This is a genomic window from Mycobacterium novum, from assembly GCF_010726505.1.
Lineage (GTDB): Bacteria > Actinomycetota > Actinomycetes > Mycobacteriales > Mycobacteriaceae > Mycobacterium > Mycobacterium algericum.
Genome location: NZ_AP022562.1, coordinates 1,903,989 through 1,919,459, shown reverse-complemented (window position 1 = coordinate 1,919,459; position 15,471 = coordinate 1,903,989). Strand labels below are relative to the sequence as shown.

The window sequence follows — 15,471 nt, the reverse complement described above, 5'->3', positions numbered from 1 at the left end:
TTCTCTCGGCGTCCGTCGGGGATCGCGCCGCTCGCCGCGGCTGTCGCCGCGGTGCAAGCCGAAGATCTCGCCGACCGGACCGTGTTCTTGGAGCAGCGCTAGCCACCGCCCGCCCGGCGGGGCCGTAACCGCACCGGCGGCAGCGGCGGTGCGGGCAGTCGGTCCAGTCGGCCCCGGTAGCCGCTGACCGCGCCGAACCGATCGTCGCCGTCCTGCCACAGCCGCCGGTATTCGGCGATCTCGTCGTGGCTGCGGCCGATGAAGTTCCACCACATCACGAGCTCCCCGTCGAACGGCGTCCCGCCCAGTACCAGCACCCGGGCGGGGGAGTCGCCGGTGTTGGTCAGTGTCAGCACCGTGCGGCCCGGGCCCTGATAGCCGACCTCCCCAATGTGCACCTCGGCCTCGCCGAGCGCCACCGCGCCCCGATCGCACAGCACGCCGTGCTCGAACGCCGGATCGATTTCCAGCGCGAGTTCGCTTCGCGGGTGCATGTCGATCTGGGCGCCCAGCAGCGGAGTGAAGTACGGCACGGGGGAGTGGTGACCGGCCAGTTCACCGAGGAACACCAGCGCGGTGGCACCGGTCAGCGGCACCGGTTCGGGTGCGTAGTGGTGGAAGGCTCGGCCGGTGTGGCGGGCGGAATCCGGCAGCGCCACCCACAGCTGCACACCGTGCAGCACCGGTGCGGCGTCGGCGTCCACCGAGACCTCCGAATGGCAGATGCCTGTGCCGGCGGTCATCAGGTTCAACTCGCCGGGGCGCAGCTGCGCGTGCACTCCGCCGCTGTCGCGGTGCTCGACGCGGCCGTCAAACAGCCAGGTCGCGGTCTGCAGTCCGGTGTGTGGGTGTGGCGGGACGTCCATGCCCCCGGCGCGGGCGATGTCATGCGGCCCGTAATGGTCGACGAAGCACCAGGCGCCGATCAGCGAGCGCTCCCGCTGCGGCAGCGTGCGGCGAACCCGCATGGCGCGCGGCCCGCCCAGCGGCACCTCCCGCGGGTGTAGCACCTCGATGCCGTCGGCCGGTGCTGCGGCACAGGCGAATTCAGCCGATGTGGTCTCCAGGTTGCTCAACCGCCCACCTCCGTGCCGTGCACCGAGCCGCGCCGGTGACACTACCGGTCACGCTGCCGACGGGGAACCGAACCGGTCAGCGGCCAGGTGAAAAACCGCCACGGCCACCGGCAGCTGCTGCCGTTCGTGGTTGGTCAGCAACACCTGGTTATCGGGTAGCTCGCGGGAATTGATGTTGCCGGCGGCGATCTCGCGCAGCACCGCGTGGGCTTGCGCGAGCTCGGCGCGTTTGCGGTACTGACCGCCGGGAAGCTTGACCCCGGCCCACACGCCGTACTCCTCGCCGCGCTCCACCGCCAGCGCGGCGCAGCGACGCTGCTGCGCCAGGGGGCAGCGGCGCAGGCATAGCAGCCGCGCCTCGGTGGCGGACTGTTCGTAGGCCCGAGCCTTGGCGGCGCCGTCGGCTCCGTCAGCGTCGGGGTAACCGAACCACAGTTCGGGGTTGGTGGCGCAGGGCGGTGGCATCGGGGACCTCCTCTTGAAAACGAATCAGATAACGTAGATGGAAACGTATATGAACGAATAACGCGGACGCAAGAGAAGTGGATAAAAACATATATGTAAGTCGTGAGGGGCGAGGCTGTGTACTATCCGGTCATGGTCGGGGCGCAACGGTGAGCCGCGAGTCGGCGGGCGCGGCCATCCGAGCCCTGCGCGAGGCGCGAGACTGGTCGCTGGCGGAACTGGCCGCAGTCACCGGAGTAAGCATCATGGGCTTGAGCTACTTGGAGCGAGGCGCCCGTAAACCACATAAAGGCACAGTTCAGAAGGTTGAGAACGGTCTAGGCCTACCGCCGGGAACCTATTCCCGGCTGCTGGTCGCCGATGACGCGGACGCCGAGCTGGCGCAGTTGCTGGCCGTGCCGCGTACGTCGCCCGCGCGGCCGGCCGGGGCCGTCGTCGTCGACCGTCACAGCGATACCGAAGTCTTGGAGGGATACGCCGAGGCGCAGCTCGAGGCCCTGCGTTCGGTGATCGCGCGGCTTCCCTCGGAAGCATCAGACGAATACGAGACCTATATTCTTTCCGTGATCACGCAGTGCGTGACGGCGGAGATGCTGGCTGCCAGCTCGTGGCGGGTGGCGGTCAACGCCGGCGCGGAGCACGCCGCCAACCTCATGGCGCATCTGCAGTCTCTGGAGGCGATCCGCAGCGACCTGCTGCAACGCATGCCCAGCAGCCTTCCCGCCCGGTTCGACGACGCATGCGCGCGGTCGTCGCTGCCCGAGCCGGTGATCGCAGCGTTGCTCGGTGTCAGTGCGGAGGAGATGTGGGATATCCGCAACAGGGGAGTGATCCCGCCGGGCGCGCTGGCCCGGGTGCGCGCGTTCGCCGACGGGGCCGCGGATACGCCCGAGCGAGCCGACGAAGGAGGCAACCGTGAGCGATGGTGATCTGGAATTGCTGGACCGCGCCCAGCGACTGTTCGCGGGACACCCGCAGCCGGTGTCACTGAACGCCCGGCTGGAACGCTATATCGACTTGCTCGAGCGAACCGCCGCCTCACCGACCGGCCCCGGGCACGGCCGTTACCGGCAGACCGTGCTCGCTCAGCGAGAGCTGTTGTCACGGAACGCCCGTACCGATGCCGCCGCCACCGCCGTACTCTCCGCCGCGGTTGCCGACCACGCCCGGGCGGGGCAGCAGACCAACGGCGTGGTCGCGGCTGCCCGCACCGACGCGGCCGTCGTTCCCGACACCCCACTGGCACAGCGAGAGGCGATGCGCCGACGAGCGGCACGATTGCGAGCCCAGCGCGCCCACGTGCTGACGGCCCGGCACCGCGCGCAGGCGCATCGGCGGCGGCTGCGGCGATTGCGCTACCGGGGCGCGCGCCGCCGGACAGCGGGCCTTGATCGGTTGCGGCTGCCCAATACTCGCGCCGGAGCGGCGGTCCGCGCCGCGTTGTCCAGGCTCGGCAAGCCCTATGTCTGGGGGGCCACCGGCCCGGACCGATTCGACTGCTCGGGGCTGACGCAGTGGGCCTACACCCAGGCTGGAGTGCCACTGTCTCGCACCACCTACACCCAGATCCACGACGGAATTCCGGTGGCGCGCTCCCAGATCCGGCCCGGCGATCTGGTGTTCCCCAGCATCGGCCACGTCCAGCTGGCGATCGGCAACAATATGGTGGTCGAGGCACCACACGCCGGGGCAACGGTCCAGATCAGCCCGCTGGGCGCCAACGTGGCGATCCGGCGCCCGGTGCCATGACCCGGGTGTCCCCACCGGGACGGCAGGTGAATTGTCGGCTCCGAGCGCCATCGGTACAGTCACCGGCCATGGAGCGGTCAGCGCATGAACGCCGGGCCGGCGCAACGATGTTGGGCTGAAGGAATGGCGACCCGCGACGAGGTGCTGGACGCGATCCATCGTATCGAAAACACCGGTGGTGCGGGCGAAGCGACCCGCGCCGCGCAGGCGGCGCTGACCCTTCCGCTGCCGCCGGACGGCTACGACCGGGTTCTGCACCGGCTGGCGCCGGCCGATACGCAGCAGGGCAGCGCCGTGCGGGCCATGAGGACTGCTGAATCAGCTCTGGCGCAACAGTTGTCGGCGACGGCGGAATTCGATCGACAGATCATCGCCGCACTGCGGCATGCGCACAAGACCACCCTGGAGGGCCGGCGGCGCCTCGACAACGTGCAGACGGAGATCGTCGGCGCCACGCAACACTGGGACCTGAGCACCGCCGCGGGCGCGCGGGAGTTCCAGCGATTCCTGATCGTCAAACTCGGCGAGATCATCGGGGTGGTCGAAGAGGCCAACGACGACGACACCTCTAAGCAGGAACTGACCGCCGCGTTGACCGCGCTGTATGCGGCACCCGCGGCGCAACGCGACGATCCCGCACCGGTCGAACAGAATCCGGCACCCGACGGCGGCCCGTCCCCGACACCCGTCGCCCCGAGCCTTGCCGAGGCTGCCCCGAGCGTTGCCGAGGACGGCTACCTCGATGCACTGCCGGACGAGGAACCGGAAGACGATTACCGGATCTCCGCCCAGCGGCCGTCAGCGGCGCCACCGATGCCCGCGTTCCCAGGTTTCGGGGGTGAGGGCCCCGGCTTCGGTGCGATGCCGCCCGTGGCAGGGATGCCGCCGGCCGGATCACTGTCGGGGCCCGGCTACGGCACCGAACCCGTCGACGACGAGGGGCTGCCGGATGCGGTGGCACCGGCCGACGACGACACCGCCCCGGCAGGGGGCGACCGCGACGATGACCGCGATGACGCGGCAGCGGAGCCCCCGCCCGACGGCCCCGTCACCGTGACACTGCCCGACGGCGCGACCACCACCGTTGTTGATCCCCAGTTGGCCGCCGCGATGCAGGCCGCCGCCGACGGGACGCCCGTGGCAGAGGCGTTCCGCCGCCAGGGGATTGACATCCCGCCCGCCGGAACACCGGTGATGTCACCGGTCGACCAGGCACAGCTGCGGCCGGGGGACATCGGGGTGTTCACCGACCGCCATGCCCTGTCGGTCGGGAACGGCAAAGCGTTGCTCGACGGGCAACTCCACCTCGCCGCCAACCTGCGCGGGCCGGGCTTCCTGGGCTGGCAGCATCCGCCGGTGCGCATCGCGGAGCCCACCGCGGCCGGCGAACCGGCCCCCACCAGGCCCGCGATGTCGGTTCGGGGCACGTGAGCTTGAAAATCCGCGTTGCAACCGTCATCGTCGACTAGCCAGGGAGGTACCAGATGCCAGAGAACATCCACGTCGATCAGGGCGTTCTGACCAACGCCGCCGGGAACCACCGGGAAGCGTCGGACTACCTTGCCACCGTCCCGGCATCTCACGAGGCGATCCAGACCACGCTGAGTGCACTCGGGCCGATCTACGGCGACTTTCGCCGGGCGGCCGGCGCCTTGCTCGACGCCCGGAAAAACTGTTACGACGACCAGTCGAACGAACATGCCGAGATGTCGGACAACCTGAACCTGGCCGTGACAACCTGGAACCAGCATGAAGACGACGCCGCCACGTCCTTCCGGCGTCTCACCGACGGGCGCTGATGACTGAGCCGAACCCCGCGTTCGACACCACCCACCCGAGCGGTGATGTGCTGTTCCGGTCTTGCCGCGGCGGGTATCTGCACAGTGTGGCGCTCAGCGAGGCGGCCATGACAGCCGACGCCGACCGGCTGGCGGAGGCCATCGTGCTGGCCGCGGACGTGTCGTATCTCAAGGCCGCGTTGGAGATCCGCGGCGAGATCGTCAGCACGGGCCACTCCCCGTCGGCGGGGTGCCGACCACCGACGATCTCCGGGTGGCCACCGAGCGGCTGCTGAACCACCGATTGCACGCCGGCCACCGGGCCGAGGACGGCACCGGACGTTAAACCACCCAGCGGCCGGCGGCGTCGGTCCGCGGCGCGATGTCGGCTGGCGGATCAACGACCATGTCGCCGAAGAGGTTTCGTGCTCGCTCGAGCAGCGCGAGCACTTCGCGGAGCTGCGCTGCACACCCCGTTGCGGGGGACCCGGCGTCGGCCATGGTTTGCACGCTACCGACCTGCTGTGGGGCTGACAATTCACGACGCAACGAGGTTGTTCATGGAGCGCCGCGCGGTGTTGTGCGGCGGGTTCGACGCGCGCCAAATTTCGGCAGGGCGGTTGGGCGGGCAACGGTAGGCTTGCGCGGTGGCTATCTTCGGTCGGCGGTCGGCGCGTCAGCGCCTCCGGAACGCGGCTCGGGAAGCACTGGCGATCCCGGCCTTCAGCGCTCCGGTCGACTGTAGTGCTTGGGTACTCGGGGGGCTGTGGCCGGCCGAATTGGCGACGATCACCCCGGAGACAGCCCCGCTCGCCGATTACCTGAGCGCGGATCTGCAGCGCATCGCGAATTCGGCGAACGAGAAACTGCACGCGATCGGTCGATCCGACCTTGTCGGGCAGGCACGACAGACCGCGGAGGCCAGGGTCATCAACGTCGCGCGGGCGTTCGCCGTCCTTCGGGTGGAGTCGACCGTTCGGCAACTTCACAAGGAAGCCCTGGAATTCGGCACTGAGTACGTCAGCCTGAACGCGGCACCGGTGGCCGCCGAGGCGCCCGAGCGGATTCCGGCGAAGCCCGAGCCGCCCCGCTCCGCTGAGCCGCCCCGCTCCGCTGAGCCGCCCCGGGAAATCGCGGGCAAACGCGGCGGACGGGCACGCCATCGAATGCCCGAACCGGTCGTCGTGGACGCGCCGACCGACGTGACACCGCCGACCCCGGAAGTGCTGCCGCCCGCACCGCCGCCAACTCCACCTCCACCATCGCCGTCAGTTCCCGAGTCCGCTGGGGTGTTCGACACGGTCGAGCCGGAGCGGCCCCCAACTTCGTTTCGGCCCGCTCCGCTGGGCGTCGGCGGTGGCGAGCAGGAATCGTCGAGCATCACCGGGTTCGCGGCGGAACCGGAACCGGCTGTCCCGGCTGAGCCTGTCGTCGTCTCGTCAGTTGAACCCGGCGTCATACCGCTGGCCGAGGTGCAGGACGCCGTGACCGCCGCCGTTCCTGCGGCCCCCGAACCGGCCACTGCGGCGCCGTCTCCGGAACCCGTCCCCGCCGAACCCATTCCGGCGACACCCGCTCCGCCGGCGGTAACCGAGTCCAGCGAGCAGCGGTTGCAGCGCCTGCTGGCCTTCGTCGCCCGTCAGGAACCCGGCCTGCGCTGGGCCATCGGCACCTTCGCCGACGGAAGAACGCTTCTGGTCACCGATGTCGCCAACGGCTGGATCCCGTCCGGGATCGAGGTACCGGCCGGGGTGCACCTGCTGGAGCCCGGCCGCCGGAGCGGGACCGCCACCGCGATGCTGGGCGCCCCGGCGGAGTCGGCCTCCTACAGCCCCGGCGACCGACTGGGCTGGGCCAGCGACTTCGGTGCGACGGACGCTTCGGTACAGCCTCGCGAGTTGGAGCCCATCGACGACCTCGGCTGGCAGCTCAGCGAGGCCACGCACTGGCGTGACGGGCTGCCGCGGATGGCCAACACCCTGGCCAAGGCCGGATCCGCCGGAACCGGCGTGCTCGACGCCGAGATAGACCTGCTCCGGGTTCATCTGGACACGTTGCGTTACCAGTTGCTGGCGCAGTACCCCGACACCGACCTCACGTTGGTGCTGAACTGCATGCTGTTGGCTGCCACCGAAGGCGTCGCGACCGGCGACACGGTATCGGCCAACTACCACTACAGCTGGTTCCGGGCGCTCAGCGCGCCGCCGGCCAGCCAATGGGATCCGCAGGCCTAACGGGCGATGATGAATTGACGCTGCTCACACCGGCTCGACATACTTAGCCAATGTCGGGGCCGGATAGCCGCGCGGAACTCAGCGACAAGGACCTCGTTGAGTCCGTCCTGCGGGATCTGCGTGAGGCCGCCGAGAAATGGGAAGCCCTGGTCGCCGAGGCCGAGAACACCACCTACAGCGTCGATCTCGGAGACGTCCGTGCCGTCGCGAATTCGGACGGCCGACTGCTCGAGCTGACATTGCATCCGTGCGTGGTCAGCGACTACACCTACAGCGAACTGTCGGAGCGGCTCAACGTCGTCTTCACCGCGCTGCGCGAAGAGGCCGAGTCCGACTTCGAGGCCAGATACGGCAGCAGTCACCGCTGAGGCGACCTACCAGCTGATGGCGGCCATCTCGCGCTTGGTGTCGCACACCGCACGCACCGCGGCGTCGATGTCGACGGCGGTGATGGTCTTTAGGTCGTCGATCGTCACCGGGTGACCGGCGCGCTTCTGGGCAGCCACCCGGGTGTCGCGGGCCAATTCGGCTTCCTCGATCACGTTCCGCGCGAACCGGCCGTTGTGCATGATGTTGATGCCGTGCTCGCCGCGCGGACTGAAATAGTTTCTGATGGCGGTCGCCATCTCCAGGAAGCGTTGCCGCGCTTCAGGGTTCAGCTCGGTGGCGCGGCTGGAGCCGTAGCGCTCACCGATCTCGACGATCTCTTCCGGCGAGTAGGACTCGAACCGGATCTTGCGGTTGAAACGGCTCGCCAGGCCGGGGTTGACGGTGAGGAACTCATCGACCTGGCCCTCGTAACCGGCGGCGAGGAAACAGAAGTCGAAGCGGTGCTTCTCCAGCGCGATCAGCAGCTGGTTGACGGCCTCCATGCCGATCATGTCGGGTGTCCCGTCCTGGTGGCGTTCCACGAGTGAATAGAACTCGTCCATGAACAGAATTCCGCCCAAGGCCTTTTCGATCAGCTCATTGGTTTTCGGCCCGGACGAACCGATGTGTTCACCGCAGAAGTCAGACCGCCGCACCTCGGTGATCTCCGGATTGCGGACGATGCCCATTCCCGCGTAGATCTTTCCCAGCGCCTCGGCGGTGGTGGTCTTACCGGTGCCGGGCGGACCGACCAGCAGCATGTGGTTGGTCTGTCCCTCCACCGGCAAGCCGTGCTCCAGCCGCATGGCCCGGATCTCGAGCTGATCCTCCAGGGCCTTGACCGCACGTTTCACCTCGGCCAGCCCGACCTGTCTCTCCAACTCGGCACGGCCCTGCTCCAGCAACTCCGCGCGGCGGTCGGCCGCGTTGTACTCGTCGAGTTCGGCACGGCTCTTCGCCGATTCGGCGTCCCAGCGGTCGGTGCGGCTCTCGATGATCTGTTCCTCGGTGACCACCAAACGCAGATTCGGTTCGGCCAGTGCAGCTTTCGCCGGCTCGGTCAGCACGCCGTTGATGGCCGCCTTGGACAGCCACACCTGCGCCTTGTCCTCCTCGCCGAGCTGGCGGTGCACCATGCCGCGCACGTAGGCCAAATCCGCGGCCAGTAGCGGGATCTCGCTCGGGTTGATCGACGCGGTCAACACGCCTGCCTGAAACCGTTCCGAGGACCGGGCCTGCCCGGCGATGTCGACGCGATCCAGCCAGTCCAGCGCCACCCGGCCCTGGCCCAGATGCGCGGCCGCGTAGGCGGCGAGCGCACAGACCGAAGCGGTCACCGCGGGCATGACGATCGCCCGGTCGGGCAGCTCCTCGGCGGCGACGGTCAGCAGATCCGGCCACCGCTGAGTGACGAACATCAGGTAGGCGCGTGCCAGTTGGTGCCACTGGTGGTTGATCCAGCTGTCCAACAGCCCGTTGTCGGCGAGCAGGGCGTCGGCGCGCTCGTACTCACCGGCCACGGTCAGCGCCGACGCCAGCGCCAACCCCACGTGGGAGGCGTCGGTGACCGTGATCGACAGGTACGGGCCCAGCGGGATCTGGGCCGCCAACTGCCGGCCCAGCCGGGTGGTCTCCTTGTGCAGCCAGTCACTGTTGGCGTAGAGCCGCTTGAGTGTGTCGAGGGTGGTGTCGCCGCAGGCGATACGACCCAGCCAAGCGTCGGCCATGGAGGGGTCGGCTTCGGTCGCCGCCTGGAATTCGGCCCTCGCTTCCGGGGAGCCGTACCGGCCGTCCATGCTCACCATGGCCCGGTCGAAGTGCCGACGGGCCGCCAGCAAGTCACTCAATGTCCGTCGTCCTCTGTCGCAGGTACGGGTTGTCCAGCTGCGTCTCGATCCGGCGGCGGCGTCATCGCGTGGACATCGGCGCCAGCGCCTCCGGGCTGCAGTACCGGTTCTCCGCCCGGAACAACTCCACCGTAGCCAGCCACGATTTTCCGCCGGCGGTGACCCGCACCGCGGTCCGGTCGATCTGGGAGATGCTCACCTCGACGGTGTCCGGCGGCGGCGGAGGCGTACCGGGCGGTGCCACGGTGATGACGGTGGCCGGCCGTGGCGAGGGGGCGATCGGGCCGTCCACCACGCTGACCGTCGAACGCGGCGTGGGCCTCGACTCGCCGACTACCGACACTTCCGGCATCCGGACGCTGGCCCAGCGGGCCTTGTCGCGGGTGTGCACACATACCCGCTCCCCGGCCCCGGCGGCACGGATGATGATCCGCTTCGCGATCAGGTCCTCGGCGGCGATGAATACCCGGCTCAGCTCACCGGAGTCGGTCAGCGGAACCATCAGCCGGTCACCGTTGGCCAGCTTTCCGATCAGCACGCCCGATGGGCCGATCTCGACGGACAGGGTGGCCGGCAGGCGCCCGGGCCGCAGTCCCCGCAGTCGCGGCCGGGGAGCGCACATGTTGGCCGCTACGGCGGCGGCCTGCTCCCCGTTGAGCCGTTGTAAGACCACTGCCGGCGGAGTGGGTGCGGGTTGCGGAGTCTGCAGTGTGACGGTGGCCGTGCACGTGCCGTCCGGGAACACGGTGATGTTCTGGACCACCTCGTCGACGGGCAGGGTCCACACCTGGGCCAGCAGTTGCGCGTTGATGGCGCGGGCCGGATAGGCGTAGGTCGTCACCCAGCCGCCCTCGGTTCGCAGCGTCTTCCAGCGTTCGGCGCCGGCCAGCAGCAGGGCGCCACCGAGTCGCCGGTCCAGTTCGACCAGGTCGCTGGCAGTGGCGACCCGGGCGCGCAGCCCTTCGCAGCGCAGCAAGCCCGCGATCTGCTGGGCGACGGCGACCGCGGTGGCGCCCAGGGTGGTGCGCCAGCGCAACGCGGCGGTGTTGTCGATGACGCGCAACCGCAGCAGCAGCCAGGTCTCGCGTTGGCCGGCGTAGGGCGGGGTGCCGATCTCGGTGTCGTAGACCCGGGGATAGTCGCCGGTGGTGGCGCGGCGCGCGCCGATGCTGATCACACTCATCGACTCCAGCACCAGCCCGAGCGCATGCCGCAGCATCGGCAGTAGGGCGCTGACGTCGATGACGTTGTCGGTCTCGACGTTGACCGATCCGGTGGCGACGGTGGCGGCGTGCGCCCTGCCCAGCAGGTGCACCGCCACGACGGCCACACCGTCCTGGATACGCACGCCGCCCCCGGCGCGGTTGTTGGCCACCGTGATCGGCTCGGCCCAGTCGGTCGCCCTCCGCCGCCGCAATCGCAGCAGCGCCCACGACCACGCCGGTTGGCCCCACCACGGCACCAGCACCAGCAGCACCGCGAGCGACAACGCCACGGCGAGCCCGATCAGACCGCCCAACGCCCAGCCGGCCAGACCGACCAGCGCCACGGTCACGGCGGATAACAGCCGCCGGTTACTGGAGGCGCTGAACCCGGTCAGGTGGACCGAACTCACTTGACCGACCTCCGAATCCGCGCGGTGATGGCGGCCACCAGCACCGCCGCGGCGATCGCGCCGAGGAATGCGAGGGCTACGGTCCGAGCCCGATGGTCAGGCGGCGGTGGCGGCGCCGCCGGGGTGATGACGCGGGCCTGCGAGCCGGGCGCCACCGGCTCGCCCGGGGGGACGTTGAACGTCAGTGCCGCAACCGGGTCGACCAACCCGTAACCCACCCGGTTGTCCACGCCGGCGGGCGGATTGTGCGCCGTCTGCACGATCCGGTTGATCACCTGGTGTGCGGTGAGCTGGGGATATTTCGCCCGAACCAGGGCCGCGACGCCACTGACATAGGCCGCCGAGAAACTGGTTCCCCAGAACGGCATGTTCTTCTCACCGACCCGGACCGGCGGGTAGGCGTTGACCGGACCGCCGCCCTGCGGGGACAAGCCCATGACGTGGGTGGCCGGCGCGGCGACCCTCACCCAGGGCCCGGACATGCTCTTGTCGATCGGTGCACCGGTGGCGTCCACCCCGCCGACGGACAAGACGTAGTCGGAGAACCACGACGGGCTGGAGATCACCTTGACCTGGTTCCAGTCCCGGGGGTCGTTGGGGTTCAGCGGGTCATACATCGGATTGTTGGCGCAGCCGGCCTCGCCGACGTTGCCGGCGGCCGTGACGATCACCGCGTCCTTGACGATCGATGCGTACCACAGCGCCGCCCCCAGCGCGCGCTGATCGAGCGCGGCCGCCACCTGAACACACGAGGTCACCGAGATGTTGATCACCTTGGCGCCCATGTCGGCGGCATGGACGACGGCGCGGGCCAGCGTGGCCAGGGTGCCGGCTTTGATCCGCTCGTCGTCGAAGCCGAACCGTTGCGGGTTGACCGGCTCGAAGGCCCGGGACGACTGGCGGATCGCGATGATCGTGGCGTGCGGGGCCACGCCGACGACGCCGTCCGGGGCGCCCGGCGGGGGCGGCGGGACGGCCGGTTCGTCCTCGGACTGTGGATCCGGGGGACCCGAGGCCGGTGCCATACCGCCCTCTTCCGGCGGGGGCGGAGGCGGGGGCGGCGGGGGCGGCGCGGGCTGGGTGATCGTCACCGGAGCCGGTGGCGGGGGAGGAGCGGGCGGCCCGGGAATGTCAGCGGGCGGCGGTGGTGCGCCGAAGCTGGGCGGCGGGCCGGCCGGTAGCGGGAAGGCGGGAACCTCTGGCATCGGGCGGGGCATCGGCAGCACGCCGAGCGGGGCCGCGGCGATGATCGACGCGGCGATCGTGCCGTGAGCGTCGCAGTCCTGCAGCCCGCCCAGGCCCTCGGCTCCGCCCATGATGTAGTCGCCGCCGGCGACCGCCGGCAGTCGTGGATTCGGCGTGACCCCGGTGTCGATGACCGCCACCGGAACCCCGTTGCCGGTGGAGTACTGCCAGGCGGTGGCGATGCCGAGCATGTCGAACCCGGGCGCGAGCTGCGCCACGTCGGGATTGCTGACCGTGATCGGGACACTGCAGGAGTTCGAGCGGCGCATCGGCTGATCCGGGCCGGGCGGCCCGTCGGCCGGCGCCAGCGCGGGGTCCACCGAGGGCGGTTCGATCGCCCGGGCCATCGGCGGGATGTCCGCCAGGCCCGCCAGCAGCACCACGCCCGCCAGCGCGACGGCTCGGGTGCGCAGCCGCCTCAGTTGCGCACCCACACGAAAAGTCCTCCCAGCCAGGCGCCGAGCACTCCTACCACGATGAACGCCAGCACCTCCAACCATTCGACGGCCAGCCGGATCCAGGGCACGAACTTCGTCGCCGGGACCAGCAGCCCGGCGGCCAGGCCGAGTCCGGCGAAGACCGCGACTGCCGCGGCCGGCCAGAGGAAGCCGCCGGCGGTGTAGCCGGGCGCCGCCAAGGCGTACTTGGTGATCCCGACCAGCACCGCGGCGCACGCACCGCCGACCAGGGCGATGGCCTGCACCCGGCCGGCGAACCCGCGGCCCTGGGTGATGAACAGTCCCGCCACCAGCCCGCACAATGCCACCGCGCCGCGCTGGCGGGCCGAACCCGGCGCCAGCACCATCCACACCGCGATCGGCAGCGCGGCCGCGATTGCCACGCACATGCCGACCTGTACCGCGTTGATCAGCCGCGCCGACGCCGCGATCGCCGCCCCCCGCGCCGAGATGTCGACCAGGTCGTCCTCGTCGTCCTCGCTGTCGTCGGGGGCTACCGGCGAGACGGTGTCGATCGGCATGTTGGCGCGGCGGGCGAACAGATCGCGCCCGGTGATCGACCCGAAGTACGGCGGCCGAACCCGCGCCACCCACAGCGCGATCGTCGGCGACATGCGCACCAGCATCAGCAGGCCCAACAGCATGCAGATGCCGATCACCTGGGGGGAGACCGGATGCCACATCCGCACGGCCGCCACCGTCCCGCCGATTCCGCTTGCGGTGACCACCGCGGTGGCGACCGCGGTCTGCGACCGCAGCAGCACACTGAGCGCGATCGCCCCCATCGCGAAGACCGTCACGCCGATCAGCAGGTGCGGGGCGCCCAACGGCCCGGGGGCCGCACACAGCGCCGCGCCGGAAAGCGCGATCACCGCCAGCCAACCGAATCCGCTGAACAAGTCGGCACGGGCGGGCCAGTTGCGCCGGATTACCGCGGCGCCGACCGTCAGCAGCCCGCCGAGACCGGCCAGAACCACTGCGGGCGGCCAACTGTCGCTGAACGTGCGGGCACGTATCGCCAGCGCGGAGATCACCAAGACGCCCATCGCCAGCAGGCCTATCGCGGTGTGCGCCGCGGTCACCGCCGTGACCGGTGCGAACATCCGATCAACTTTGACATTGAGTAACCGGGTGACGGTCTGCTCGTCGGCCTTGTGCCCGCACTCGGAGCACTGAATCTCGGGTTGGGTACCGAGCCGGCGGGCCGTTGCGGCCAGCGCACTCGAAAGCGACTCGTATTGCGGTTCGAACGAGTCACCGCCGACCACCGGCACCAGCACCAGAGTGTCGCCGTCCTGCACGCCGAGGTCATCGAGGCTGCGGGTGATGTCCAGTCGCACTCCGTTGACTTTATGGAGTTCGTAACTGCCGGGTGGAAGTGCGACGCCGTCGAAACCGTGGTGCTTCAAATCCTCGTCGAGTAGTTCGACCATTCCCTCAAAGAATTCCTCGACCGGAATTCCGGCCGGGAAGACTTGCGACACGAGGTGTTTATCGTAGGCGAGGCTCACCGCGCAACGTGCTGGAAATGCGACTTTAGCCGGTGTCGTCGGGGTAGTCACTGCGACTACCTTTCAGTGTCCGGCACGAATTTATCGGCCAAACCGGCGGTTATTTCAAATAGCCGCAGCCGCGTCTTTTTCTTGACCTCATGGTGGACATCGATGATGCCGCCCTTGGCCAGGTGGGCGTCGTAGGGCATTACCTCCACGGTGGCGCCGGTTTTGCTGAACCGCTCGGTCAGGTAGGCGACCGCGGCGCCGTCCTCGACCGGAGAGGAGTGGTTCAGGATCACCGTCGCTCGCGACACCAGCTCGTGATAGCCCTGGGCGGCCAGATAATCGACCGCTCGCAGCACCGGCCGGGACTTATCGGCGGTGATGCCGGAGACGAAGACCAGGGTGTCGGTGTTCTCCAGCACCGGCTTCATCACCGGGTGCTCCAAGTCGGCCGCGGTGTCGACGATGATCACGTTGTGGGTTCGGCGGAGCCGTGACAACACGCCACTGAACATGGCAGGGACGAGCGGGCGGAGCTGGTCCGAAGTGCGGTTACCGGCCAGCACGTCCAAGCCGACGGCGTTCTGCCCGAGGTGTTCGCGGATGTCGGAATAACCCTGTACATCGGTGTCACTCAGAACCGCCGAGTAGTCACCGGGCGGGTGCTCATCGATGCGATCCGACAGCGTCCCGAAGCCCGGAACGGCGTCAATGGCGATCACATTTTCGGGCCGGCATTCCCGGAAGACGCTGCCGATGGACGCGGCCATGGTGGTCACGCCGGTGCCGCCTTTTCCGGACACCAGTGTGATCACGTACTGCCGGCGGATGTGGCGCCGAATTCTGTTCCGCAGATCGCGGTAATGACGTTCGCGCGGGGATTCGCCCGGATTGATCACCTTCGCCGACACTAAATACACCAGTTTGCGCCAACCCGAACCGGGCGGAATCTTGCGCGGTGTCGCCAGGTCGGAAATACGCATCGAGTCCGACACGGAATCCCGGTAGCGGTGACCGGATGCCGGATCCCGCCGCCCGGGCGCGCCTTCGTCAGGCATATTGTGGCTATTCCATGGGCTCGTCACGTGCGTGATGTTAACACGGTTGCAGATACCTCGTTTACAGCGTTTCTAACG

The 15,471-nt window shown here is 69.2% G+C and carries 15 protein-coding genes; 7 read left to right on the top strand and 8 right to left on the bottom strand.

What is annotated here, in order from left to right; genetic code table 11:
• Positions 1-98: 98 nt before the first annotated feature.
• The gene (locus tag G6N19_RS08900) at positions 99-1,076 is read right to left on the bottom strand and encodes a pirin family protein (protein WP_193466163.1); all 978 of its coding nucleotides are present in this window, start codon (positions 1,074-1,076) and stop codon (positions 99-101) included.
• Between the two features lie 48 nt (positions 1,077-1,124).
• Complete coding sequence (locus tag G6N19_RS08895) at positions 1,125-1,541, bottom strand: WhiB family transcriptional regulator (RefSeq protein ID WP_193466162.1); 417 nt, start codon at positions 1,539-1,541, stop codon at positions 1,125-1,127.
• Between the two features lie 149 nt (positions 1,542-1,690).
• Here G6N19_RS08895 and G6N19_RS08890 point away from each other — a divergent pair, with 149 nt between their 5' ends.
• The 5 genes from G6N19_RS08890 (at position 1,691) to G6N19_RS08870 (ending at position 5,364) form a co-directional block, all read left to right on the top strand.
• A complete protein-coding gene (locus G6N19_RS08890; RefSeq protein WP_041316634.1) occupies positions 1,691-2,470 on the top strand; it encodes a helix-turn-helix domain-containing protein in 780 nt (259 codons plus the stop codon).
• The gene (locus tag G6N19_RS08885; protein ID WP_193466161.1) at positions 2,457-3,290 is read left to right on the top strand and encodes a C40 family peptidase; all 834 of its coding nucleotides are present in this window, start codon (positions 2,457-2,459) and stop codon (positions 3,288-3,290) included. Before G6N19_RS08890 ends, G6N19_RS08885 begins: the two co-directional genes overlap by 14 nt.
• A gap of 123 nt (positions 3,291-3,413) precedes the next feature.
• Entirely contained in the window at positions 3,414-4,721 is a 1,308-nt protein-coding gene (locus tag G6N19_RS08880; protein WP_013826985.1) for a DUF4226 domain-containing protein, read from the top strand.
• A gap of 53 nt (positions 4,722-4,774) precedes the next feature.
• Positions 4,775-5,089 carry a type VII secretion target gene (locus G6N19_RS08875; protein WP_013826986.1) on the top strand — a complete coding sequence of 105 codons (315 nt, stop codon included), beginning with the start codon at positions 4,775-4,777 and terminating at the stop codon, positions 5,087-5,089.
• On the top strand, positions 5,089-5,364 hold the full coding sequence (locus tag G6N19_RS08870) for a DUF2694 family protein (RefSeq protein ID WP_408632469.1): 276 nt from the start codon (positions 5,089-5,091) through the stop codon (positions 5,362-5,364). Before G6N19_RS08875 ends, G6N19_RS08870 begins: the two co-directional genes overlap by 1 nt.
• Positions 5,365-5,410: 46 nt before the next feature.
• Here G6N19_RS08870 and G6N19_RS08865 read toward each other — a convergent pair whose 3' ends face one another.
• Positions 5,411-5,569: a hypothetical protein gene (locus G6N19_RS08865; protein ID WP_013826988.1), complete on the bottom strand. Its 159-nt coding sequence runs from the start codon at positions 5,567-5,569 to the stop codon at positions 5,411-5,413.
• A 146-nt stretch (positions 5,570-5,715) separates the two neighbouring features.
• Here G6N19_RS08865 and G6N19_RS08860 point away from each other — a divergent pair, with 146 nt between their 5' ends.
• Together G6N19_RS08860 and G6N19_RS08855 are read left to right on the top strand one after the other, a co-directional pair.
• Positions 5,716-7,302 carry a DUF5631 domain-containing protein gene (locus tag G6N19_RS08860; RefSeq protein ID WP_193466160.1) on the top strand — a complete coding sequence of 529 codons (1,587 nt, stop codon included), beginning with the start codon at positions 5,716-5,718 and terminating at the stop codon, positions 7,300-7,302.
• A 50-nt stretch (positions 7,303-7,352) separates the two neighbouring features.
• Positions 7,353-7,670, top strand: coding sequence for a DUF2710 domain-containing protein (locus tag G6N19_RS08855; protein ID WP_013826990.1), 318 nt, complete (start codon positions 7,353-7,355; stop codon positions 7,668-7,670).
• A 6-nt stretch (positions 7,671-7,676) separates the two neighbouring features.
• Here G6N19_RS08855 and eccA read toward each other — a convergent pair whose 3' ends face one another.
• From eccA to G6N19_RS08830, 5 genes are all read right to left on the bottom strand, one after another.
• The gene (gene eccA / locus G6N19_RS08850) at positions 7,677-9,476 is read right to left on the bottom strand and encodes a type VII secretion AAA-ATPase EccA (protein WP_232062676.1); all 1,800 of its coding nucleotides are present in this window, start codon (positions 9,474-9,476) and stop codon (positions 7,677-7,679) included.
• 103 nt (positions 9,477-9,579) lie between these two features.
• Entirely contained in the window at positions 9,580-11,133 is a 1,554-nt protein-coding gene (gene eccE, locus G6N19_RS08845; RefSeq protein WP_193466158.1) for a type VII secretion protein EccE, read from the bottom strand.
• Positions 11,130-12,812 (bottom strand): type VII secretion-associated serine protease mycosin, encoded by a 1,683-nt coding sequence (mycP, locus tag G6N19_RS08840; protein WP_193466157.1) that lies wholly within the window; start codon positions 12,810-12,812, stop codon positions 11,130-11,132. Before mycP ends, eccE begins: the two co-directional genes overlap by 4 nt.
• Positions 12,797-14,398: a type VII secretion integral membrane protein EccD gene (gene eccD, locus G6N19_RS08835; RefSeq protein ID WP_193466156.1), complete on the bottom strand. Its 1,602-nt coding sequence runs from the start codon at positions 14,396-14,398 to the stop codon at positions 12,797-12,799. The genes mycP and eccD overlap by 16 nt, the downstream gene beginning before the upstream one ends.
• A gap of 5 nt (positions 14,399-14,403) precedes the next feature.
• Positions 14,404-15,420 carry a MinD/ParA family ATP-binding protein gene (locus G6N19_RS08830; protein WP_085975687.1) on the bottom strand — a complete coding sequence of 339 codons (1,017 nt, stop codon included), beginning with the start codon at positions 15,418-15,420 and terminating at the stop codon, positions 14,404-14,406.
• Between the last annotated feature and the right edge of the window lie 51 nt (positions 15,421-15,471).